The organism is Chryseobacterium sp. sg2396 (assembly GCF_042610505.1).
Lineage (GTDB): Bacteria > Bacteroidota > Bacteroidia > Flavobacteriales > Weeksellaceae > Chryseobacterium.
The window spans coordinates 1-21,545 of the sequence record NZ_JBHGAQ010000027.1; the positions used below are offsets into that span (position 1 = coordinate 1).

Sequence of the window (21,545 nt, forward strand, 5' to 3'; positions counted from 1 at the left end):
CCAGACGGATATCCTGATTTATCCTAACCCGGTAAGCTCGGTACTGTATGTGAAAAATATCAGCAAAAAAGCGAATTACAAGATTTACAGTGCTGCAGGACAGTTGGTATCAAGCGGTATCATCTTAAACAATAAGATTGATGTCCATGCGTTAATCAATGGAGTTTACATGATAGATATCCAGGACGGAACTTCAGTATCCGCTCAGAAGAAATTTATCAAAGAATAAAAAATGTATCAGCATTAATTATTAATTTTAAAGGCTCTCAGAAATGGGAGCCTTTTTTATTGAATGCTGAAATGTTTTTTGAGTGAAGTGAATTCGATAATATTGATTCATTTTCAATCGGCGAATAAAAGAAAAATAAGGTTGAAAGAGAACGGGGCTTCAAATAGATCTCCTAAAGCTTAGTGGATGGATACTATTTAAACGGTTAGTTTATACACCTTCCGGTATCCGGAACCCATATTCTAGCCCTTAACTTGATTCTGCAAAAATGACAATAAAAAGCCCGCCGGAAAATCCGACGGGCTTTTGTTTATTCGATATCGAAGATAACCTTTTCGGTATGCTCCTTTAAATCTTCTAAATTGGTATTGTTGTAGATGATGCAGTCTGCCAGCTTGATCTTATCTTTTTCAGGCATCTGCTTTTCCATAATGGCCTGTACTTCGCGATAGGTTTTGCCGTCCCGGTCCATGACCCTTTTCATCCGTATATTATCCTCTGCCGTAACGAGAACCGATTTATAACACTCCCGGTTAAGTTTCAGTTCGAACAGCAAAGCCGTTTCTTTAAAGATCAGATACTTTTTCTGTACTTTCACCCATTCTTCAAAATCGGAACGTATTGCAGGATGAATAATTTCGTTGAGACCTTCGAGCAGATCTTTATCGTTAAAAACCTTTTCAGCTACGTATTTCCGATCATAAAGTCCGTTTGTATCATAAGCTGCATTTCCTAAAAGTTTTTTGATTCTCGCCTTTAAATCTTCATTCTCATTCACAATGTCCTTTGCCCGGTCATCCGAATAATAAACGGGAAATCCGCACTCTTCAATAAATCTTGCTACAGAAGTTTTTCCCGATCCTATACCACCGGTGAGCCCGATGATCTTGGGTGCCGGTAACGGATCCGGTTCCGTCTGCTGAGTTTCTGAATGTAATTCTTCCATATCTAATATTAATATCCGAAAACATCATTAAAGCTAAAAGTTTCATCAAGCCTTACGCCCTTTTCGGTCATTTTAAGACTGGCCAGTTCATGGCGGGCATCATGCTCGAAAAACAATAAATATTCATTGTCTACACACTGCTTCAGGAATTTTCCTTTCTCTTCAAGTGTAAGGAGAGGGCGGGTATCATATCCCATCACATATACATGCGGAATATGCCCGGCGGTAGGAATGAGATCTGCCGCGAAAACAATGGTTTTTTCCTGGTATTGGATCACCGGCAGCATCTGCTTTTCCGTATGTCCGTCTACAAAGATCACATCCATTTTAAGATCCGGGGCAAAACCGTAGTTTCCGTTTGAGGGAAGCGGTAAAAAGTTCAGCTGTCCGCTTTCCTGGATCGGGATAATATTTTCCTTCAGAAAACTGGCCTTTTCCCTTGCATTAGGCTCTGTTGCCCATTGCCAGTGGTTTTCATTGGTCCAGAAATGTGCGTTTTTAAATGCGGGCCGGTAGCCTGTTTTATCATCGTTCCATTCAATGGCGCCGCCACAATGGTCGAAGTGAAGGTGGGTAAGAAAAACATCGGTAATATCTTCCCGTACGAAACCGTATTTTTTAAGATTTTTGTCCAGAGTATCGTCACCCCAGAGCGAATAGTGGCCGAAGAATTTTTCGTCCTGCTTATTTCCAAGGCCGCAGTCTATCAGGATCAGCTTCTTGCCATCTTCCACAAGCAGAGATCGTGTTCCCAGTTCAATCAGGTTTCTCTCGTCTGCAGGGTTAGTTTTTTCCCACAGACTCTTTGGGACGACCCCGAACATGGCGCCGCCGTCTAATTTAAATTTTCCACATTGTATTGGATATAGTTTCATATTATATTAAGTTTCTGTAATGTATTATTTTTTTAACAGTTTCATTTTTCCGGCAATCCTTCGTGCGTTCTCATCTCCACCCTCAAGATTGGTAATAATATTTCTAAAATCCAGTTCTTTCCTGCTTTGGGAAAGTTTCTGTTTAATAAAAATTTCGGTGGGAATAATTTTCATTCCGAAAGCTCCTTTCATTTCCTTTTCCACAAAAGCTTTTCCCATATCGTTCAGCATCACCGGACAGTGCTGGGCTTTTTCATATTTGGTGGTGAGCTTGTCCAGATGCCGGTACAGTTCGTCGTCATTCATCAGTTCAACTTTTCCATAGATCTGCACCGCTTCATAATTCCAGGTTGAAACATTGATGTGGTCGTACCAGCTACTTGAAATATAAGCATGGGCGCCCAGAAAATCACAAAGCACTTCGCTTCCGTCTTTCAGGAGTTTTGCCTGCGGATTGGCTCTGGAAATATGGGTTTCGATATACCTGTTTTCCGGGTCATCTTCATTCAGGATCATCATCGAATGTGTAGCCCGGATTTTTTCTTCGGAGGAAATTAATAAAGCAAAAGCATTTTCCCTAATAATGTCTTTCATCAGGGCAAGCTCTTCGCTTTTATATAATCGGGGTGTATACATAGATCTTCTTTAAAATAGTTCGCCCGGATTTTTAGGCCTTGTAATATTCAGGTGTTTGTAGGCTTTGTCCGTTACTTCACGTCCTCTCGGGGTCCTGATGATAAATCCTTCCTGGATCAGGAACGGTTCATAAACCTCTTCCAGCGTTTCCGGATTCTCTGCAATGGAAGTTGCCAATGCTGAAATACCAACCGGTTTTCCTTTAAAGTTTTCAATCATAACCCTCATGATTTTGTTATCCATTTCATCCAGTCCGAATTCATCTACATTCAGGGAGTCCAGTGCGTATTTTGTAATGTTGATTTCAATTTCCCCATTTCCTTTAATTTCGGCAAAATCACGAACCCTCCTCAGAAGAGCATTGGCAATCCTCGGTGTTCCCCGGCTTCTCCTTGCAATTTCAATGGAGGCATCTTCATAAATTTTTACGCCCAAAACCCGTGCACTCCGGATGATGATGATCGATAAAAGCTCAATCGTGTAATATTCAAGTCTGCTTTGGATCCCGAATCGGGCCAGCATCGGTTTTGTCAGCATTCCGCTTCTTGTCGTTGCTCCTACCAGGGTAAACGGATTCAGGCCGATCTGTACGCTTCTTGCATTCGGGCCGGTTTCCAACATGATGTCGATCTTATAATCTTCCATTGCTGAATACAGATATTCTTCCACCACCGGCGAAAGCCTGTGGATTTCATCAATAAAGAGAACATCGTTTTCCTCAAGGTTGGTCAGAAGTCCGGCCAAACTTCCGGGCTTATCCAGTACAGGACCAGAGGTGATCTTACAGTTTACTCCAAGTTCATTCGCAATGATATTGGCCAGTGTGGTTTTACCTAAGCCGGGAGGGCCATGCAGCAGTACATGGTCGAGTGCTCCGCCGCGCCTTTTGGCAGCCGATACGAACACTTCCAGGTTGTCCAGTGTTTTTCGCTGCCCTGCAAAGTCCTTAAAGCTCTGGGGACGAATCTGTTCTTCCTGTGCCAGTTCTTCACGGGAATAATTGTCTTTATCTGGATGTAAAAAGTCAGGCATTAATTCAATTTCATTTACCGTAAAGATAGGAAAATTGAGGTTAAAATGCAGAATAATTTGAGGGTAAGATCGGAGGTAAAGATAAAGTAGAATATTAGGGAGGATGTTTTTTTAGCGTTAACAAGATTAAGATATTTTGAGTATTTTTGAGAGACAGGAAACTTCTTTATTAAGATTCTACGGCGTAACGGATAAATGTTTGGGTTATACCTAAAGAATCCCGATATAAATGAAGTCAATATGCATTTAAAACATTAGCTTAAACTAAATAAATGAGGTTAATCGGCCCTTTTAAGCAGGTGGTAACACTTGCCAATCTTCCTTTAAGAGGAAAACTTTCAGATGAGCAGTTGGAAATTATCGAGGACGGCGGAATTTTAGTAGATCAGCATAAAATCCGGAAAGTCGGGAATTATGAAACCTTAAGATTGGAAAATCCGGATGTGGAAACCGAAGAAATAGTAGGCGAACAGGTTGCTCTTCCTGCTTTTGTGGATTCCCACACCCACATCTGCTTTGGCGGAAACCGCTCCAATGATTTTGCCATGCGCAATGCCGGAAAAACCTATCTTGAAATTGCCGAAAGCGGAGGAGGAATCTGGAGTTCCGTACAGCATACAAGAAAGGCTGCGGAAGATGAATTGCTGAAGACCCTGCTGGAAAGAATTGATTTTTTACTGGCACTCGGCATTACGACGATCGAGGTGAAAAGCGGTTACGGCCTGGATGTAGAAAACGAACTGAAGATGCTACGCATCATTAAAAAAGCTCAGGAATTAACAAAAGCGATGTTGGTTCCAACCTGTCTTTCCGCACATTTGAAGCCGAGGGATTTTGATGGCAGTAACGAAGAATACCTGCAATATATCTTAAATGAAATTTTACCGAAAGTAAAAGAAGAGAATTTAGCCAGACGGGTTGACATCTTCATAGAAAAATCCGCCTTTCAGCCGGAAGAAAGCAAAGTGTTTCTTTTGAAGGCAAAAGAAATGGGCTTTGAAATTACGGTTCATGCGGATCAATTTACCCCGGGAAGTTCAAAGATTGCCGTAGAAGTTGGCGCAACATCTGCCGATCATCTGGAAGCAACCGTTGATGAAGGTATTGAGTTGCTGGCAACCTCAGAGACGGTAGCCACCGCTTTACCGGGAGCCAGCTTAGGCTTGGGTGAAAAATTTACCCCGGCCAGGAAATTACTTGATGCGGGAGCAATCGTTGCTATTGCCAGTGACTGGAATCCGGGTTCAGCACCTATGGGAAACCTGATTGCGCAGGCATCCATCCTGGCAACTTTTGAAAAGCTTACCACTGCGGAAGTATTGGCGGGAATTACCTTCCGTTCAGCATTTGCCCTCCGGCTCGAAGACCGGGGAAGACTGGAAGAAGGAATGAAAGCAGATTTCGTAACTTTCAAAACCGGTAATTTCCAGAATATTCTCTACAATCAGGGAAGCCTGAAAAGCGAGGGTGTTTTCGTTGATGGCATGCGGATTTAATGAAAAAAATAATCATTAATTTCATCTCGATGATTGCTTTGATAATCGTGCAGTATTTTATGTCGATTATTCTGGTTTTTCAGATTGCCACAAAAAGAGTCGGCCAGCCGCCGTCAGGTTTTAAAGATATGTTAATCATATTGATCTGGCTGGGAGGCGTTATATCCATTATTTATTTTTTTATTAAATTTCTTCTAAGTATTTACAGACATAAAGAATAACAACATCACCAAAAAATAAAAAAGCAGTATGAACACCATTTGGCAGGGAAGATTAGACGGCGAAGAGCTTCTTTACCACAGAATATTTCAGCGGGTAAAAGAAGAAAATAATTACGATTTTATTTCAACTAGAGATTTCGTTTTGCATGGCTTTGCCGTGGATGAAGGCGTTAAGCGAAATAAGGGCAGGCAGGGCGCAAAGGATGCACCTGATCTGATTCGTAAAAACATGGCCAATTTCCCTGTTATCCGTCCGGATTTTGCGCTGCTGGATTTCGGAAATATTACTTGTGAAGACGGAAAGCTGGAAGATACACAGTATAAACTGGCAAAGAATGTTTCCAAGGTGCTGCTGAAAGGCGGAAAGTCTGTGGTACTCGGTGGCGGACATGAAGTGACCTACGCTCATTATATAGGTGTAAAAACCGCATTTCCGGAGCAGAAGATCGGGATCATTAATATCGATGCTCATTTTGATAACCGGAAGCCTGAAGATGGAGTGGGCGCAAGCTCGGGAACGGGTTTCTGGCAGATTGCCCAGGAAGGAGATATTAATTCCCTCCATATCGGAATCCAGAGAAATTCAAATACCCTTAAATTGTTTGATACGGCTCATCAGTACAAAATGAAATACATCCTGGCCGACGAGCTTTTTTTTGAGAATCTGCCTTCGGTTTATCAGAGGATCAACGACCTCCTGGACAGCGTGGACTATGTCTATCTTACGGTCTGTATGGACGTATTCAATGCTTCGATTGCGCCCGGGGTTTCGGCTTCAGCTTATAACGGGATCTTTGCCGATGCGGCATTTATGCATTTCTACAGGCATATCCTGAAAAGCGATAAGCTGCTCGCGCTGGATGTTGCCGAAGTGAATCCAGCCTATGATATCCAGGACAAAACGGCAAGGCTGGCCGCTACTTTAATTAATGAATGGTTTATTGTTTAGAAATGACTGATAATATTCCGATAGAAAAAATCACTATTTTATTTAATTCCAAGGAACAAAGTTTGTTGCTTACCAAATGCTTTTAACAGAGCGATAATTTAAATCCGGCTCAGATCGGATTTAGAAACAGAAATTATATTATGGAACAATCAATTGAAAATAAACTTATCAGAGCAGATAAGGCATTTTCAGAATGGAAAAAGGTGCCATTCGAAGACAGACAGAAACTCATTGCCAAAGCGGCGGAACTCCTGAAAAACAATGCGGAAAAATTTGGTACGATCATTACCAAAGAAATGAACAAACCGGTTGCCCAGTCGATTGCTGAGGTGGAAAAGTGTGCCTTGATGATGAATTATTATGCAGATGCGGAAAACATTTTAAAACCTGAACACATCGATTCTCAATATTCTTATTCCGAAATCCACTATGTTCCGAAGGGAGTTATTCTGGGCGTTATGCCATGGAACTTCCCGTTCTGGCAGGTATTGCGGTTCGCCGTTCCGGCAATCCTGGCAGGGAATACCGTCGTTCTGAAGCATGCTTCTATCTGTTTCGGCAGCGGAAATGCCATTGAGGATGTGCTTTTGGAAGCCGGTTTTCCTGAAGGCGTATTCCAGAATCTTGAAATCGGACATAAAGATGTGAAAGAGGTTCTTGAACATAAGGCCATTGCGGGTGTAAGTCTTACCGGAAGTGAGAAAGCCGGCGCAGAAGTCGCTTCCATAGCCGGGCAGAAGATCAAGAAATCAGTGTTGGAGCTGGGCGGCAGTGATGCTTTCATCGTATTGGATGATGCCGACCTGGTGGAAGCGGCAAAAGTAGGTGCCCTGGCCAGACTGCAAAACTGCGGGCAAACCTGTGTGGCGGCTAAAAGATTCATCATCAATGAGAAAATAGAAGATGCTTTCCTTCCGAAATTTATCGAAGAATATAAAAAGTTCGTTCCGGCAGATCCGATGGATAAGGAAACGAAAATTGCCGGAATGGCAAGACCCGATCTGGCAGATGATCTGGAGAAGCAATTCGAGAAAGCCTTGGAAAACGGTGCAGAAATTATTCTTCCTCTCGAAAGAATTTCCGACAACGAGTTCAAGCCGGGACTGATTCGGGTGAAAGAAGGCAATCCGATCCTTCAGGAGGAGCTTTTCGGACCGTTGGGAATGGTAATGGTTGCCAAAGACGATGAAGAAGCCTTAAGGATGGCCAACGATATTCCGTTCGGACTTTCGAATTCCGTGTGGACAAAGGATAAAACCCGCCAGTTGTTTTTTATTGAAAACCTGGAATCCGGAACGGTAAACATCAACCGGATGACCAGCTCAGACCCTCGTTTCCCATTCGGCGGGACTAAGACTTCGGGATATGGAACAGAGCTTTCTTTGTTGGCATTGAGGGAATTTGTGACGGCAAAAACGATTGTCGGAAATTGATAAAGAAAGATAGATTGTTTAGGGCACGGTTATACAATGTATGACTGTATAGTTGAATTGAAGACATCAGTGTTAAAAAGCTTTAAAATCAGACTATACAAAATGTTCAATAAACCAAAAGCCTCCGGGAATCACTTTTCCCGGAGGCTTTTTATTGCAACAGATTTGTAAAAACTTATACTGTGGTTAATCGTAAGGTATTGGTCTTTCCGCCTTCGTAAGATGGAGTGGCATTGATGTTGATAACGAAATCGCCTGCTTCAATGTACCCATAGTTGTGGGTAAGCATATTCACCTGGATAATCGTTTCATCAGTGGATTTCTTCATATCGTAATAATAAGCGTGAACACCCCAAAGAAGGTTTAGCATATTGATTACTCTTTTGTTACCGCTGTATACAATAATGTGGGAATTCGGGCGGTGTGCTGAAAGTTGGAATGCCGTATATCCTGAGCTTGTTAAGGTAACGATTGCGGAAACATTGGTTGTTTTTGCAATTCTTACAGCTGCCAGGCAAACCCGGTTTGTAATGAATCTTTCGTCGATGCAGTTGAAGTCTTTTTCAATCGGTTCGTTCTTATGCTGGTAGAAATGCGTGGTTTCGATATTTTTTACGATTTTCGCCATGTTTTCCACTACCTGTACGGGGTATCTTCCCACAGAAGTTTCTCCGGAAAGCATTACGGCATCCGCTCCGTCCAGTACCGAGTTGGCAACGTCATTCACTTCCGCTCTCGTCGGTGTCAAACTGTTGATCATTGTTTCCATCATCTGGGTTGCGATGATTACCGGTTTGGAATAGAATCTTGCCTTTTCCACCAATGTCTTTTGGATAGCAGGTACTTCTTCCATCGGAACCTCAACCCCTAAATCCCCTCGGGCAACCATCAGTCCGTCGCACTCCAATAAGATTTCATCAATATTTTTAACCCCTTCCGGCTTTTCAATTTTCGCAATAATCGGCGTTTTGAATTTTCCGTTCGGGTGTTTGGAGATCAGTTCTTTAAGATCGATGATATCCTGGGCGTGACGCACGAAAGAAAGGGCGATCCAGTCTACTTCCTGGTCAAGCATGAAGTTGGCATCCTGAATGTCTTTTTCCGTTAATGCCGGAAGGGAAACATTTGTATTCGGAAGGTTTACTCCTTTTTTAGAGCTTAGAGGTCCTCCCTGGATGGTCTTTGCTTTTACCGTATCGGTAAGGTTGGTTTCCGTCACTTCCAATACCAGCTTACCGTCATCGATCAAGATTCTTTCCCCTACTTTTACATCCTGAGGAAACTGCTGATAAGTCATATACACTTTGGTGGAATCTCCTTCGATCTTTTCATTGGTGAATGTAAGGATATCTCCAGGGTTAAGGTAAGAACCTTCTTTTACAACTCCCACTCTTAATTTAGGACCTTGTAAATCCCCTAAAATTCCTACAGAGAAACCGTACTCTTTGTTAAGTTCTCTGATGATTTCGATATTTGAACGAACTAAATCGTAGTCAGCGTGTGAAAAATTGATTCTGAAAATGTCAACACCTGCTTTCATTAACCCTAACATTACTTCCTTCGACGATGAAGCCGGACCAAGTGTCGCGATAATTTTTGTCTTCTTTAAATACTTATTCATAATACTGGATAATTTGATAAAGTTCTTCTTCAGAACCTAATACATAATCTTGAATCGGAAAAACAAGATTTTCAGGGAGCAAAATTACGGAAAAATCAGGAAACTGTTCCGAACTGTGCAAAATATATTGCACTTCTACCTGATTATTTAATAAAAATTTAATGTTTTCTTCTTCTGAGAAGAGTTCAGTCTGTAGTTTTTTTTGTTTACTTTCTGAAGATCTGTTGGAAACGAACGTAAAACAGGTACGGGTAAACTTATGATAGGCTTCAAACCTGGGAAAAGAATAATCATAATAATCACCCTGAAGGATAAGATCTTCAATTCTTTTAAATTTGAGGCCGTTGTTGATTTGATTTACCTGAAAGAAAAACTCATGATCCGGGATGTGCTTTGCCAACCTTACCAACCCTATGGTAATATTGTCAAATTCGGTATCGTCAAGGTCATAAAGTTTTTGGATTTCCAAGGATATTCTCTTTTTTGTTTAAAATATAAAATGCCCGCTGTGCCGCTTTTTCTTCTGCCTTTTTCTTTGAAGTTTCCGTAGCGTTCGCTATTTTTTCTTCTCCGAGCCAGACATGGCAGCGAAAGACAACCGATTTATTTACCTGGATCTCTTCGCAGGTTTCGTACTTTATATTCAGTTTCTTCTTCTGGCTCCATTCCAGGAGAAGCCCTTTGTAGCTTACAATTTTATTTTCCAACTTATTGATTTCCGAAGGCGTCAGCAGCCGTTCCAGGATAATCCTTTTGCAGGTATCGTACTGGAAGTCGAGATAGACGGCTCCAATGAGGGCTTCAAGCAAATTTCCGGAGATATTTTCGCCCAGTGCTACGGAGTTCTGTTTCTGCAGCAGATCGGTAAGTTTCAGATCATCTCCCAACTTATTCAGGTTTTTCCTGTTTACGATCTTGGATTTCATCTGCGTCAGATATCCTTCATTAGCCTGAGGATAGGTATGAAACAGATGGCAGGAGATAACGGTGCCCAAAACGGAATCCCCTAAAAATTCGAGCCTTTCATAATTGCTGTCTTTTTTAGAAGAATTTTTCAAAGAAAAGGCCTCGCGGTAGAGGGCAACATTCTGTACCTCAGTGCCGAGCATTTTAGTCAGTTCGGTACTGAGAAAGTAGTCTCTCTCCGTAAGCTGTCTTTTTCTTTTTTTGAGAAGGAATTTAGAAAAGTATTTCTGTAACTCCATTCAGTAAGTTTAGATTTTCTTAAATAGAACGCAGGCGTTATGCCCACCAAACCCAAAAGTATTACTCATGGCTACTTTTACATCTTTCTTCGCAGCTTCGTTGAACGTGAAGTTCAGCCTGCTGTCGATATTTTCGTCATCAGTAAAATGGTTGATGGTAGGAGGAACAATACCATGAATAATCGTTCCCAACGCAGCAATAGCTTCAATAACACCGGCGGCACCCAGCAGGTGGCCCGTCATTGACTTTGTAGAATTAATCTGAATGTCAAAAGCATGTTCGCCCAGTAACTTCGAAATGGCATTGGATTCTGCGATGTCTCCTAATGGAGTAGAGGTACCGTGCATATTGATATGGTCTACTTCATCAGCAGTAAGCCCCGCGTCTTCCATGCAGTTTTTCATTACGAGGTAAGCGCCCAGTCCTTCAGGATGTGGTGCCGTCATGTGATGTGCATCTGCACTCAGGCCTCCGCCTTTTAACTCTGCATAAATGGTTGCTCCGCGTTTTACGGCGTGCTCGTATTCTTCAAGAACGATGCATCCTGCGCCTTCACCCAGCACAAATCCGTCTCTGTCTTTATCGAAAGGTCTGGAAGCTGTTTTCGGATCGTCGTTTCTTGTTGAAAGTGCCATCATTGCATTAAATCCACCGACCCCGCTTGCGGTAACGGCTGCTTCAGAGCCTCCGCACACAATAACGTCTGCTTTTCCAAGCTGGATCAGCATCTTGGAGTCGATTAATGCATTCGCCGACGATGCACATGCGGAAACCGTGGTGTAATTCGGTCCGTGGAAGCCATATTCTATAGAAATATGCCCCGGTGTGATGTCTGCGATCATTTTAGGGATAAAGAAAGGGTTGAATCTCGGGATCTCCGTATTGGCCCATCCCAGGACTTCGGTTTCAAAGGTCTCCAGACCCCCGATTCCGGAACCCCAGATAACGCCGACCCTGTTTTTGTCTACCTGATCTTCGATGATCCTCGAGTGTTCCACTGCTTCCCTTGCCGCTACAAGACCAAGCTGTGTATTCCGGTCCATTTTTTTTGCTTCTTTCTTGTCGAAATGCTGCAGCGGATCGAAATTTTTTACTTCACAGGCGAATTTGGTCTTAAAGTTTGTGGCATCAAAAAGAGTAATAGGAGCGGCTCCGCTCTCACCTTTTACAAGATTTTCCCAGTATTCTTTTGCATTATTTCCTATTGGCGTTATTGCTCCAAAACCGGTTACAACTACTCTTTTTAATTCCATAAACTTTGTTTAATTTCTTTTTGTTGAAGAATATTATTTATTTACTACTTCTTCGATATAAGCGATAGCGTGACCTACAGTAGTAATTTTTTCAGCTTGGTCATCTGGGATTTGAATGTTGAATTCTTTTTCAAATTCCATGATAAGTTCTACCGTATCCAAAGAGTCTGCTCCTAAATCGTTTGTGAAGCTAGCCTCCGGAGTTACTTCTGTTTCTTCAACGTCAAGCTTATCAGCGATGATAGCTTTTACTCTTGATGCAATGTCTGACATAGTAAATTTTTTTTTAATTGTTAGATGGTGCAAATATATAAAATTCTTTACGATAAAACATTTTTTTAGTCTTTTTTGTGGCTTGTAGGTATGTATTTTGTCACACGGGTGTTTAGTCTTTTCGTTTTCAGTTGTTTATATTTTGTTATTTTACAACTTGCTTTATCTCTGATTCTCTGTCAAATTTCACAGGTTCTGAATGTCATTCAGTCCGTCACTCTTCAACTCCTCCGTTATTTTAATTCCTGTTTTCCTGCGAAGCAACATTATCACTAGCTTTGCAAACCGTTTTTCGAGCATAACATGAAAAAGACTTTTTACCTTATATTTCTCGCTGTTTCCACCTCTTTGCTTTCACAGGTCAAAGGAAAGGTTATCAAAATAAAAGATGGCGATACCATCGTGGTTTTACTCGGCGACAATACGGAGCAGACCCTCCGTCTTGCCGAAGTCGACTGTCCGGAAAGCGGACAGGCCTTCGGCAAGAATGCAAAACAGTTTACTTCCGGCCAGGTTTTCGGGAAAACCGTAATCTTTTATAAAGTAGGGAAGGACCGTTATGGAAGAGGTGTTGCCGGAGTTTTCTATGACGGTGATAAATACCTGTCACGCGAAATCGTAAAAGCAGGTTTCGGCTGGTGGTATTTTAAGGCTTCCAAAAATACCGAACTGCAGAAGCTGCAGGATGAAGCTAAAGAAAAGAAACTTGGTTTGTGGGCGGATAAAACGGCCATGTCGCCGTGGGATTTCAGGAAAGCGAAAACTTCCAAAAGGAAAGTTTCAAAATCGTAAGAATATACTTTTATGCTTTAGCGTTTCGGAGCCTTATTTCCTGAGTTCATCAGTTTTATTCCTGAGCTGAAGGATTTGTTGTTTTATGAAAACTGGAGACCGGATACTTTTGTTTCATTGAATTTTAAAATAAAAAAAATGAACAGAGAGTTGGTGTTCCTGAGAACCTTTGCCGTTGCTACTGCCTGCGGCATAATCTTTATTTTTACGTCTGCCTTTACCCATGGCGGAAATCAGAAATTCGGTGAAATTGATGTGGAAAGGATTAACATTGTCGAAAAAGACGGTACTGTAAAAATGATCCTCACCAATGTAGACCGTTTCCCGAATGGTGCGGCCAGAGTCAATGGCCTGCCGGTAAACGAAGACCGGAAAAAACGGTCGGGCATGCTGTTCTTTAATGAAGAAGGAATCGAATGCGGCGGCTTCATTTATGACGGCAAAAAAACACAAGACGGCCACGCCTCGGGGCTTTCGTTGACCTATGACCAGTACGATGGTGACCAGGTAATGCAGCTGCTGACGCAGGATGTTGGGAAAGGTGACCAGCGGTTTGTCGGCTCCACGCTGGCTTTCAACGACCGTCCGGCGAAGGAATCTCAGGGAAAGACCATGGAACTGATGAAGGAGTTGGGGGAAATCGAAAAGAAAGATCCTGAAAAAGCAAAGCAAAAATACAGGGAATACGAAGCGAAAGGCTTGCTGGGCGGCGTTCCGCGGGTGATGCTCGGCAAATCGCGAAGTCTTAACAACGGGCTGTTTCTTTTTGACGATAAAGGTTCCCCGAAAGCAATGTTTTACGTAGACAAGAGCAACCAGGCCAAGCTGGATTTTTATGATGACCACGGGAAAGTGATCGCTTCATTCCCTGAGCAGAAGTGAAATTAAGATGTAGGGTAATTGGCTGGAAGCGGGATGCTGGAAGTTGTCTTATTATTATGCCGCAGTTAATGATCTTAGCTTTGCAGCTGAATGAATTAAATCAAAATAGAAAGGCTTCAAATTAAAATAACGTGAATTCGAGATACAAACCGTAATATAAAGGCTGGAAGAGGGAAGCCGGATGCCGGAAGTTTCTTTTGTCAGACATAGGATCAAAGGCCCTGATAATCAAACTGAATAGGTGATCGCTTTATCAGAGGAGTTCTTATTCAATCCTGAATAACCGGCTTTTTTTTCAATCAGGGACGGATTTCTCTTGTTTTAAAGTCCTGAAAGTACGGCTTGGTTTAGGATAGGATAAAACCCTGTCAGAAGCATAAATCGTATATTGGTTCCGGCAAGATGAGTATTAATTAAAATCCCGACTGAATCAGTCTTATTTTTATTTTTGAATTAAATAATAGAGTGAATATGATGTTGCTACGGTCGAACTCACGTTAAAATTAAGAAATAGTCCTGCCGATCAACGGGACTATTTTGTACATTGCCATTCTGAAAAAATGAAAAATATTCTAAAAAAGGCTTATCAGAACAGGTATTTTCTATTGTTCATCCTGCTGTTTGCTTATGTCGAGTCCATTTATATCCGGATGATGGTCCGGCAGGAAATCGATGCTTATATCTTTACGCCTGAAGCGGCCCTGGCAACGTTAATGAATGCCGGGATCCTGTTTGGGGTCATCCTGTATTTCATCAGGAAATGGCAGGATTCCGGTAGTTGGCAAGCGGCGGTTCTGCTGAAAATATCTGCAGTATCGATGCTGACGTATCTCTTATCGATGAACCTCATCAGGCTGGCGATTGCTTTCGCCTTCGGTACGGTAGAGCGGAATTTTAACCTTCATGCTTGCAGGCTTTCCATATTTTCCGATTTCCTGGACGGGATGATCTACGGAGGATTTTTTCTGGCCTATTATTACTATCAACACAACAGGAAGCAATACCAGAAGCTGCTTGTCTATAACGAAGCCTTGGCGAAAAGCAAAATTAACCAGCTGAAAAACCAGCTCAACCCGCATTTCCTGTTCAACAACCTCAACGTCCTGGACCAGTTTATCGAAGAAGATAAAGAAAAGGCCTCCGGTTTCCTGAATGAATTTGCTGACATCTACCGGTATGTCTTGAAGGTTTCGGAAAAAGAACTGGTGACCATCGATGAAGAAGCCGGATTTGCAAGACAGTATTTCAGCCTGATCCGCCACCGCTATGGCAATGCCTATCAGCTTAATCTAAATATGGAACAAAGCAATGGGTTTATTGTGCCTTTAACTCTTCAGGTACTGATCGAAAACGCCGTCCAGCATAATCTGGGGACCAAAGAAAACCCGGTAGTTATTACGATTGAAATCAAGGAGTCTATTTTGGCCACCAACAACATCAACCTGAAAAGGAATGCCAGGCCCGAATCCGGCCGTGCCCTGAAAAATCTGGACGAACAGTACCGTATCCTAGTCCGCCAACCCGTTGACATCCATTCTTCAGGCGAAACATTTTCCGTGCATATTCCCATCATCCAATCCCATGACTTATGACAAAAATATTGATCATCGAAGACGAAATCCCGGCAAGAAAAAAACTGAGACGGTTTATTGAAGAGCTGGAGACCCCTGTTCATATCATGGCTGAACTGGACACTGTGCAGGCTGCCGTCACCTTTCTGAAAAATCATCAGCCCGACCTAATCTTTTCGGATATCGAGCTGCTGGATGGGAATGCCTTTGAAATCTACAGCGAAGTTCATGTTGCCTGTCCCGTTATTTTTACTACCGCCTACGATCATTTCTGGATGGATGCTTTCGATACCAACGGCATTGCTTACCTCTTGAAACCTTTCTCCCGGGAACGTTTTCAGAAGGCATGGGACAAATATACTTTGCTCACGAAATCTCCGCTGCAAAAAAAAACTTCCCTCGACGACCTGGCGCATCTGATCCGGCAGAATATCTCCGGAACGCGGTACAAAAAGCGCTTCGGTATCAGCAGCCCACAGGGAATGTATTTCCTGGAAACGGCAGAGATCGCGTTTTTCGAGGCTGATGAAGGGATGGTTTCCATTCATGACCGGAACGGAAAAAGGCACCTGCTGTCCGGCTTTTCTTTAAAGGAGCTGGAAGAACAGCTGAATCCGGAAGACTTCTTCCGTATCAACCGGAGCGAGCTGGTCCACAAAATTTATGTGGAAAACGTTCAACGATATAATAAAAATATACTGGCTGTTAAGGTAACGGGCTGTACTGATCTTTTGAAAACCAGCCAGGCGACGACGGCTGCCTTCCGGGATTGGGTGGAGCGTTAAATGGTGTGATATTGCTTCTCAAACCTTTCAAAAACTCAATTCTTTAGAGCATTATAATGAGAATAAGTCATTTGAAAAACTGTGTAATTGTGGGCATAAATTCTTTCATTCAGAAGAGTTGATAAGCTATCAATTCTAAGAGGAATACTATTCTTAGCTATTCATCTCATTAAAAAAGATAATCATAAGTCATCTAAGTATTCCATTTTATTTCTGGTGTACTTTTTGAAAAGAGATCATTTAATAAATAAATTTTTATGAAAATAAGATCTTTTTTTTATATGGGCTCTTTGCTTTTATTAACAGGTGTTGCTACCATACAGTGCCGTAATAATAATGGAGAGGATGAAGACGCAATAAATGAGAATGCACAAACCATTTATGCGGCAGGTCGTGAGAATTATAAAGCCAAATACTGGAAAAACGGTACTGGCATTTCCCTGGGAAAAAGCGCCGGCAGCTCCGAAGTTATGGATATTGCCATTGCAGGGAATGATGTGTATACTGTCGGTTATGAAGCAAATGCTGCCGGAAAGTATGTGGCTCGGTATTGGAAAAACGGAGTGGCTGTTGATTTAACTGACGGATCCAGGGATGCATTCGCTAACGGCATTTTTATAAGTGGAAATGATGTTTATATTGCAGGCCAGGAACTTAAACCCGGAGAAAGCACGTATGCTGCCAAGTATTGGAAAAATGGAGTTCCTGTAGTATTGGCAGGCGATTCTGAAAATGCAATAGCTTCCGGTATAGCATTAGTTGGAAGCGATGTTTATGTAATTGGTGAACGCCGGATGCAGAACTCGCTTACGCCGGTAACCTGTTATTGGAAAAACGGCCAGCGATCAGATCTTTCAGATCAGACCACGACCGCTTCTGAACAAGATATTACTGTATCAGGTAATGATGTATATATGATGTGGTCTGTAGCTTATAATTCTTCAGGACAGCTGCAGACCCGATATTCAAAAAACCTTTCAGCACCGGTGCTTATCCAGGATGGAACTCCTGAAGTAGGTGGGACCTCCATTGCTGTTAAAGACAATGATGTTTATATAGCCGGTACCGGCCTTTCTTCTACTGGCCAATCTTTCGTTTCAAAGTATTGGAAAAATGGTTTGCCGGTTAGTATAGGGCAGGAAGGATCATTTGGTCTGGGCATTTGTCTTTTTGGAAATGATATTTATATTTCAGGATACCAGCAGGTCCAGGGAGGCGGAACTGTAGCTACCTATTGGAAAAATGGAAAGGCACAACAGTTAACAGGTAATACGGGAAATGGATTATTAAGGCAGATTATAGTTAAAGAGCAATAAGTGGATAATATATAATATATTTGATTGAGTATTGTTGCATAAAGGCTATCCATGAGGATAGCTTTTATTTATGATATTATGTTCAAGAAGATCGTAATATCCAAAACGATGATTATTCTGATAAAATATTAGCACTTTAACTAAACCATATTGTTCTTCAAAATGAAACCCCGGTAAATAAATAATTTACAGAGGTTTTAGTGGAGTTGGAGGGATTCGAACCCTCGCCCAAACAAACAATACACAAGCTTTCTATAGGCTTATTCCGCTATTGGTTTTCGACCGGAGGCAGAGTGCAGACACCCAGCTTCCAGCTTATCTTCTGAGATTTTAGCCGAAGTCTCTAAGCTTTATTTTACATTCCAGAATTAAATACAATCTTACTGATAAAACATTTTGTTCTGTGCAGGACATAATCAGAAAAATGAGAGCAACTAATAAAGCTTCAGAACTTGTAATTTTTCATGAAATGGCTCATGTGAAACATTTTGAAATATATGGAGAAGCTTATCACAATTTAAGCAGATTAGAAAAAGAAACGTACGTTTGGAATCAAGTTTATGAAAATAAAGATAGATGGACAAAAGCTGAATTACAAAGTTCATTAGATTACATAAATGAAATTAGAGTTGAAGAATATGGTTTAGAACCTTTAGAAATAATAATAAAATGAAAAATACAGAGAAAAAAATATTAGAAAAAGCAAAGATTATATTAAAAGATTTGCAGGGAGAAATATATAATGAAAAAAATATTGAAAAAGTAAATTTTAATTCCGAAAAAGAAGTTACAGGATCTAAAACAATGAAATTGGCCTTATGGACTGTAGTTATCCATGAGCCTGTCTTCAACAGTTCACTTTTTTTATATATTTCTGACGATGATGCAGAACCGCTCTTTATCAGAAGCAAACATAAAATATCTGAAATCTTAAAAAATGCTGATGGAAAATATTCTAGAAAGTAGAACTTCTAAGATTCGGTTAAGATAATACATGAAAACATATTAAGAAAATCTACCAATAAAAAGAGATTCCAAATTTAGAAAGGAAATTAGGGTAAGTGAAATTTTAAAAATTCAATAATATGATAACAAAAGAGGAAGTATATAAAAAGGCAAAAGAATATTTAGATAAATCAAAAACACAGTATACAACTATTGATGTTGACAGTATTAAGTTTGAGGAAAATGAAACTGTCAGTTATGGAAAGTATGAAGGAAATAAATTGAATATATATTCTGTTTGTTTTGGACAATTATGGGGTATGGAAGAAAGGAGCATGTTTGTAGATATTGATGCTGAAACAGGTGAGATACTTTACATTGTGACACCTCATGGGTATATGGATGTTGAAGAATAATTTGATAAAAGGCTGTGTTTAAAATTAAATAATGATGATTACAAAAGAAGAAGCCTATCATAAAATTAAAAGCTATTTGGATAAGAATATTAATTATTCAAGTATCGATAGTGTTGATAAAATTGCACTTACTTTAAAAGATGAGATGGCGTATCCGATTGCTTACGGAAAGTATAAAGGAGAAAAGATTAATTATTATGCAATTTCTTATGATGAAATTTGGGGAATGGAAGAAAGAAGTATGGGCATCTTAATTCATGCAAAATCTGGAGAAATATTATATATCATTACACCTCATGGCTATCTGGATATTGATGAAGAGGAATAGTATAATTAAGTAAATTATAGCATTTAAACATATAAAAAGTTATATATAAAGCATTCTCGAAACCAAAAAAGAGAAAACACAGCGTTTTCTCTTTTTGATATCAGTGGAGTTGGAGGGATTCGAACCCTCGTCCAAACAAGCAATACATAAGCTTTCTACATGCTTATTCTGCTATTGGTTTTCGACTGGAGGCAGAGAGCAGACACCCAACTTCCAGCTTATCTTCTGAGATTTTCGAGCGTTGGCCGAAGCGTCCAAAGCCTTATTCCTGCATTCCTATATCCCAGGATCAAACGCCGCAGAACAGGGCATTTGTGGGACATCTTGCTTCCCTACTGAAATCTTCGGGAAAACGCTTGATCTACTATACTTCGATATTAAGCTGCAAGAGCGAACTCTTCGTTGCCAGTTAAAATTTTGTAGCAAGGGATTATAGAGATCGCGCTACGGTTCTCTGCATGCTTACTTACCCATTGACCTTGCTGTCGAAACCAGTCAACCCCATAAATAAAGTGAAAGCAAAGATACGAAAATTGTTCCAATATTCCTGAATGGGTATTGCTTTTTTAAATACTCGTTATAATGTTTAAGTTGTGATTATAGTCAATATTTAAAATTTTTGAAATATTTACACTTAAAAGGTTATTTATTTCAGCCTCGTAACAGCTGTAGATAAGAATATCTTTAACTGAATATTTACCTTAGCCTATCTCTCTCTTAAAGCATTTTTTTAATAAAGTTTTGCGGTTTCACAAATAATGTTTATTTTTGCAATCCAAAATGAGATGTAATATATGTTAATAATTCCAGTAAAAGATGGTGAATCCATCGACAGAGCATTAAAAAAATATAAAAGAAAATTTGATAAAACAGGAACTGTTCGTCAATTAAGAGCAAGACAAGCGTTTATCAAGCCTTCTGTAACTTTAAGACAAGCGAGATTAAAGGCTGCTCACAAGCAAAGAAATCTTAGCAAGGAAGAACAGGCTTAAGAATTTTCTTATCCACATACAAGATTCACTCTTTAAATGATTATATTTGAAGAGTGAATTTTTGTTTTTATATATTTCATGATGCTGGACAAATTCCTGAACTACTTACAGCTGGAGAAACGCTATTCTCCGCACACCATTACAAGCTACCGGAAAGATCTTGAAGATTTTTCCTATTTCTACCTTAAAACGGAATCTTCCGAAGATATTACCAAAGCCGACAAAAAGATCATCCGCAACTTTATCGTTGATCTCAGCGAAAAGGAAATCTCCAAAAGAAGCATTAACCGGAAATTGTCTTCGCTTCGCAGCTTTTACCTTTTTCTGCTGAAAATAGGGGAGATCAAAGTTTCGCCGGTAGAAAATATTTCGTCATTAAAATTCTATCCGGAAAAGCAGATCCCGATGTCGGAAGAGGAAATGCAAAATCTTAACGACCAGGTTTTTGAGGAAACGCACGAGGTACTTGACCAATGCGTGATTGAAGTGCTGTACCAGACCGGTATCCGGAAGGCGGAGCTTTGTGGTATGACTTTTGAAAATGTAAATCTTAGCGGAAACGAACTGAAAATTATCGGGAAAGGGAATAAGGAAAGATACATCCCGATTTCCGCAGAACTCTCGGATCTGCTGAAAAATTATGCAGAGACAAGAAACCCATCGGAAGAGTACAAAAGGTACTTTTTTGTAAACAAGAAAGGCAAAAAACTTACAGAAAAATTTGTTTATCTGCTGGTGAATAAGTACCTTAGTCTTGTAACAACCAAAGAAAAAAGAAGTCCCCACATTCTCCGGCACAGCTTTGCAACGCACGTATTGGACAATGGGGCAGAGATATCCAAAGTAAAAAAGATATTGGGCCATTCCAGCCTTGCCAGCACGCAGGTCTACACGAATGCCAATATCGAACAACTTAAAAAAGTGTTTAATCGGGCTCATCCAAGAGCTTCAAAAAATGACGACTTATGAAGATCACCGTACAATCAATTGGTTTAACTCCACACGAACCACTAGAATCACACATCGAAAAAAAAGTAAGCAAGCTGGAAACTTTTTATGATAAGATCCAGGATTGCAAAGTAATTTTAAAAGTAGAGAACAACTCGGATAAAGCGAATAAAACGGCCGAGCTTATTCTGGCGATTCCGGGAGACGATATCGTCGTAAAAAAGACGACTACTTCATTCGAGGAAAGTTTGGATTTGTGCGTAGATGCGGCTAAAAAGCTATTAATCAAGAAAAAAGAAATGGCTTAATAAAAAAAGTTTAAAAAAGTCATTGAAAAATTTGAGAATTCAAAAAAACCGTTCTATATTTGCACTCGCAAAAAGGGAATAGCGTTCTTTTG

Annotated in this window: 25 protein-coding genes and 1 other RNA gene; 16 read left to right on the plus strand and 10 right to left on the minus strand. The window is 40.6% G+C overall.

What is annotated here, in order from left to right; all coding sequences use genetic code 11:
• A partial coding sequence (locus tag ACED20_RS19555; RefSeq protein WP_378106444.1) for a T9SS type A sorting domain-containing protein occupies positions 1–229 on the plus strand: 229 nt, incomplete at its 5' end.
• Positions 230–539: 310 nt separating this feature from the next.
• Here ACED20_RS19555 and coaE read toward each other — a convergent pair.
• The 4 genes from coaE to ruvB are packed head-to-tail and all read right to left on the minus strand — an operon-like array spanning position 540 to position 3,718.
• Positions 540–1,175 (minus strand): dephospho-CoA kinase, encoded by a 636-nt coding sequence (coaE, locus tag ACED20_RS19560; RefSeq protein ID WP_294225157.1) that lies wholly within the window; start codon positions 1,173–1,175, stop codon positions 540–542.
• A gap of 8 nt (positions 1,176–1,183) precedes the next feature.
• Positions 1,184–2,050, minus strand: a complete 867-nt coding sequence (locus ACED20_RS19565) for an MBL fold metallo-hydrolase (protein WP_294225160.1) — start codon at positions 2,048–2,050, stop codon at positions 1,184–1,186.
• A gap of 24 nt (positions 2,051–2,074) precedes the next feature.
• Positions 2,075–2,686: an FMN-binding negative transcriptional regulator gene (locus ACED20_RS19570; protein ID WP_294239791.1), complete on the minus strand. Its 612-nt coding sequence runs from the start codon at positions 2,684–2,686 to the stop codon at positions 2,075–2,077.
• Between the two features lie 9 nt (positions 2,687–2,695).
• Positions 2,696–3,718, minus strand: coding sequence for a Holliday junction branch migration DNA helicase RuvB (gene ruvB / locus ACED20_RS19575; RefSeq protein WP_294239793.1), 1,023 nt, complete (start codon positions 3,716–3,718; stop codon positions 2,696–2,698).
• A gap of 272 nt (positions 3,719–3,990) precedes the next feature.
• Between ruvB and hutI the strand changes: the two genes are divergently transcribed.
• The 3 genes from hutI (at position 3,991) to ACED20_RS19590 (ending at position 7,817) form a co-directional block, all read left to right on the plus strand.
• On the plus strand, positions 3,991–5,214 hold the full coding sequence (gene hutI, locus ACED20_RS19580) for an imidazolonepropionase (RefSeq protein WP_294239796.1): 1,224 nt from the start codon (positions 3,991–3,993) through the stop codon (positions 5,212–5,214).
• A 249-nt stretch (positions 5,215–5,463) separates the two neighbouring features.
• Positions 5,464–6,384, plus strand: a complete 921-nt coding sequence (gene hutG / locus ACED20_RS19585) for a formimidoylglutamase (RefSeq protein WP_294239799.1) — start codon at positions 5,464–5,466, stop codon at positions 6,382–6,384.
• 140 nt (positions 6,385–6,524) lie between these two features.
• On the plus strand, positions 6,525–7,817 hold the full coding sequence (locus tag ACED20_RS19590; RefSeq protein ID WP_294239801.1) for an NAD-dependent succinate-semialdehyde dehydrogenase: 1,293 nt from the start codon (positions 6,525–6,527) through the stop codon (positions 7,815–7,817).
• A gap of 175 nt (positions 7,818–7,992) precedes the next feature.
• On the opposite strand, the gene pyk is transcribed toward ACED20_RS19590, so the two are convergent.
• From pyk to ACED20_RS19615, 5 genes are read right to left on the minus strand one after another with little or no spacing between them, the layout of a single operon-like run.
• A complete protein-coding gene (gene pyk, locus ACED20_RS19595) occupies positions 7,993–9,438 on the minus strand; it encodes a pyruvate kinase (protein ID WP_294203834.1) in 1,446 nt (481 codons plus the stop codon).
• Positions 9,431–9,907, minus strand: coding sequence for an IPExxxVDY family protein (locus ACED20_RS19600; protein WP_294203835.1), 477 nt, complete (start codon positions 9,905–9,907; stop codon positions 9,431–9,433). Before ACED20_RS19600 ends, pyk begins: the two co-directional genes overlap by 8 nt.
• A complete protein-coding gene (rnc, locus tag ACED20_RS19605) occupies positions 9,885–10,643 on the minus strand; it encodes a ribonuclease III (protein ID WP_294203836.1) in 759 nt (252 codons plus the stop codon). Before rnc ends, ACED20_RS19600 begins: the two co-directional genes overlap by 23 nt.
• Positions 10,644–10,652: 9 nt before the next feature.
• Positions 10,653–11,897: a beta-ketoacyl-ACP synthase II gene (fabF, locus tag ACED20_RS19610; protein ID WP_294203838.1), complete on the minus strand. Its 1,245-nt coding sequence runs from the start codon at positions 11,895–11,897 to the stop codon at positions 10,653–10,655.
• Between the two features lie 33 nt (positions 11,898–11,930).
• Positions 11,931–12,170 carry an acyl carrier protein gene (locus ACED20_RS19615; RefSeq protein WP_002976354.1) on the minus strand — a complete coding sequence of 80 codons (240 nt, stop codon included), beginning with the start codon at positions 12,168–12,170 and terminating at the stop codon, positions 11,931–11,933.
• Positions 12,171–12,473: 303 nt separating this feature from the next.
• Here ACED20_RS19615 and ACED20_RS19620 point away from each other — a divergent pair, with 303 nt between their 5' ends.
• The 9 genes from ACED20_RS19620 to ACED20_RS19660 all read left to right on the plus strand — a co-directional run bounded on the left by ACED20_RS19620 (position 12,474) and on the right by ACED20_RS19660 (position 19,205).
• Positions 12,474–12,962 carry a thermonuclease family protein gene (locus tag ACED20_RS19620; RefSeq protein WP_294204113.1) on the plus strand — a complete coding sequence of 163 codons (489 nt, stop codon included), beginning with the start codon at positions 12,474–12,476 and terminating at the stop codon, positions 12,960–12,962.
• 138 nt (positions 12,963–13,100) lie between these two features.
• Complete coding sequence (locus ACED20_RS19625; protein WP_294204114.1) at positions 13,101–13,844, plus strand: hypothetical protein; 744 nt, start codon at positions 13,101–13,103, stop codon at positions 13,842–13,844.
• Positions 13,845–14,404: 560 nt separating this feature from the next.
• Positions 14,405–15,436 carry a sensor histidine kinase gene (locus ACED20_RS19630; RefSeq protein ID WP_294239803.1) on the plus strand — a complete coding sequence of 344 codons (1,032 nt, stop codon included), beginning with the start codon at positions 14,405–14,407 and terminating at the stop codon, positions 15,434–15,436.
• Complete coding sequence (locus ACED20_RS19635; RefSeq protein WP_294239807.1) at positions 15,433–16,200, plus strand: LytTR family DNA-binding domain-containing protein; 768 nt, start codon at positions 15,433–15,435, stop codon at positions 16,198–16,200. Before ACED20_RS19630 ends, ACED20_RS19635 begins: the two co-directional genes overlap by 4 nt.
• Before the next feature lie 257 nt (positions 16,201–16,457).
• Positions 16,458–17,516: a hypothetical protein gene (locus ACED20_RS19640; RefSeq protein WP_294204117.1), complete on the plus strand. Its 1,059-nt coding sequence runs from the start codon at positions 16,458–16,460 to the stop codon at positions 17,514–17,516.
• A 424-nt stretch (positions 17,517–17,940) separates the two neighbouring features.
• The gene (locus tag ACED20_RS19645) at positions 17,941–18,189 is read left to right on the plus strand and encodes a zincin-like metallopeptidase toxin domain-containing protein (RefSeq protein ID WP_294204119.1); all 249 of its coding nucleotides are present in this window, start codon (positions 17,941–17,943) and stop codon (positions 18,187–18,189) included.
• Positions 18,186–18,482, plus strand: coding sequence for a hypothetical protein (locus ACED20_RS19650; protein ID WP_294233125.1), 297 nt, complete (start codon positions 18,186–18,188; stop codon positions 18,480–18,482). Before ACED20_RS19645 ends, ACED20_RS19650 begins: the two co-directional genes overlap by 4 nt.
• Positions 18,483–18,601: 119 nt before the next feature.
• Positions 18,602–18,877 carry a hypothetical protein gene (locus ACED20_RS19655; protein ID WP_378106454.1) on the plus strand — a complete coding sequence of 92 codons (276 nt, stop codon included), beginning with the start codon at positions 18,602–18,604 and terminating at the stop codon, positions 18,875–18,877.
• A 31-nt stretch (positions 18,878–18,908) separates the two neighbouring features.
• Positions 18,909–19,205 carry a hypothetical protein gene (locus ACED20_RS19660; RefSeq protein WP_378106456.1) on the plus strand — a complete coding sequence of 99 codons (297 nt, stop codon included), beginning with the start codon at positions 18,909–18,911 and terminating at the stop codon, positions 19,203–19,205.
• Positions 19,206–19,306: 101 nt separating this feature from the next.
• Here ACED20_RS19660 and ssrA read toward each other — a convergent pair.
• Positions 19,307–19,708: a transfer-messenger RNA gene (gene ssrA, locus ACED20_RS19665) on the minus strand.
• Between the two features lie 291 nt (positions 19,709–19,999).
• On the opposite strand from ssrA, the gene rpsU reads away from it, so the two are divergent.
• The 3 genes from rpsU (at position 20,000) to ACED20_RS19680 (ending at position 21,453) form a co-directional block, all read left to right on the plus strand.
• Entirely contained in the window at positions 20,000–20,197 is a 198-nt protein-coding gene (rpsU, locus tag ACED20_RS19670; RefSeq protein ID WP_039365233.1) for a 30S ribosomal protein S21, read from the plus strand.
• 81 nt (positions 20,198–20,278) lie between these two features.
• Positions 20,279–21,166, plus strand: coding sequence for a tyrosine-type recombinase/integrase (locus tag ACED20_RS19675; RefSeq protein ID WP_378106464.1), 888 nt, complete (start codon positions 20,279–20,281; stop codon positions 21,164–21,166).
• Positions 21,163–21,453 carry an HPF/RaiA family ribosome-associated protein gene (locus ACED20_RS19680; RefSeq protein WP_294292211.1) on the plus strand — a complete coding sequence of 97 codons (291 nt, stop codon included), beginning with the start codon at positions 21,163–21,165 and terminating at the stop codon, positions 21,451–21,453. The genes ACED20_RS19675 and ACED20_RS19680 overlap by 4 nt, the downstream gene beginning before the upstream one ends.
• Positions 21,454–21,545: the final 92 nt, after the last annotated feature.

Excerpts from the sequence above, each read along its gene's own strand:
- ACED20_RS19590 (WP_294239801.1), top strand. The coding sequence starts at position 6,525 with ATGGAACAATCAATTGAAAATAAACTTATCAGAGCAGATAAGGCATTT.
- rpsU (WP_039365233.1), top strand. The coding sequence starts at position 20,000 with ATGTTAATAATTCCAGTAAAAGATGGTGAATCCATCGACAGAGCATTA.
- ACED20_RS19655 (WP_378106454.1), top strand. The coding sequence starts at position 18,602 with ATGATAACAAAAGAGGAAGTATATAAAAAGGCAAAAGAATATTTAGAT.
- coaE (WP_294225157.1), bottom strand. The coding sequence starts at position 1,175 with ATGGAAGAATTACATTCAGAAACTCAGCAGACGGAACCGGATCCGTTA.
- hutG (WP_294239799.1), top strand. The coding sequence starts at position 5,464 with ATGAACACCATTTGGCAGGGAAGATTAGACGGCGAAGAGCTTCTTTAC.
- ACED20_RS19620 (WP_294204113.1), top strand. The coding sequence starts at position 12,474 with ATGAAAAAGACTTTTTACCTTATATTTCTCGCTGTTTCCACCTCTTTG.
- ACED20_RS19650 (WP_294233125.1), top strand. The coding sequence starts at position 18,186 with ATGAAAAATACAGAGAAAAAAATATTAGAAAAAGCAAAGATTATATTA.
- hutI (WP_294239796.1), top strand. The coding sequence starts at position 3,991 with ATGAGGTTAATCGGCCCTTTTAAGCAGGTGGTAACACTTGCCAATCTT.
- ACED20_RS19675 (WP_378106464.1), top strand. The coding sequence starts at position 20,279 with ATGCTGGACAAATTCCTGAACTACTTACAGCTGGAGAAACGCTATTCT.
- ACED20_RS19635 (WP_294239807.1), top strand. The coding sequence starts at position 15,433 with ATGACAAAAATATTGATCATCGAAGACGAAATCCCGGCAAGAAAAAAA.
- ruvB (WP_294239793.1), bottom strand. The coding sequence starts at position 3,718 with ATGCCTGACTTTTTACATCCAGATAAAGACAATTATTCCCGTGAAGAA.
- ACED20_RS19570 (WP_294239791.1), bottom strand. The coding sequence starts at position 2,686 with ATGTATACACCCCGATTATATAAAAGCGAAGAGCTTGCCCTGATGAAA.
- ACED20_RS19630 (WP_294239803.1), top strand. The coding sequence starts at position 14,405 with ATGAAAAATATTCTAAAAAAGGCTTATCAGAACAGGTATTTTCTATTG.
- ACED20_RS19645 (WP_294204119.1), top strand. The coding sequence starts at position 17,941 with ATGAGAGCAACTAATAAAGCTTCAGAACTTGTAATTTTTCATGAAATG.
- ACED20_RS19660 (WP_378106456.1), top strand. The coding sequence starts at position 18,909 with ATGATGATTACAAAAGAAGAAGCCTATCATAAAATTAAAAGCTATTTG.
- ACED20_RS19615 (WP_002976354.1), bottom strand. The coding sequence starts at position 12,170 with ATGTCAGACATTGCATCAAGAGTAAAAGCTATCATCGCTGATAAGCTT.
- ACED20_RS19565 (WP_294225160.1), bottom strand. The coding sequence starts at position 2,050 with ATGAAACTATATCCAATACAATGTGGAAAATTTAAATTAGACGGCGGC.
- pyk (WP_294203834.1), bottom strand. The coding sequence starts at position 9,438 with ATGAATAAGTATTTAAAGAAGACAAAAATTATCGCGACACTTGGTCCG.
- ACED20_RS19625 (WP_294204114.1), top strand. The coding sequence starts at position 13,101 with ATGAACAGAGAGTTGGTGTTCCTGAGAACCTTTGCCGTTGCTACTGCC.
- rnc (WP_294203836.1), bottom strand. The coding sequence starts at position 10,643 with ATGGAGTTACAGAAATACTTTTCTAAATTCCTTCTCAAAAAAAGAAAA.
- ACED20_RS19680 (WP_294292211.1), top strand. The coding sequence starts at position 21,163 with ATGAAGATCACCGTACAATCAATTGGTTTAACTCCACACGAACCACTA.
- fabF (WP_294203838.1), bottom strand. The coding sequence starts at position 11,897 with ATGGAATTAAAAAGAGTAGTTGTAACCGGTTTTGGAGCAATAACGCCA.
- ACED20_RS19640 (WP_294204117.1), top strand. The coding sequence starts at position 16,458 with ATGAAAATAAGATCTTTTTTTTATATGGGCTCTTTGCTTTTATTAACA.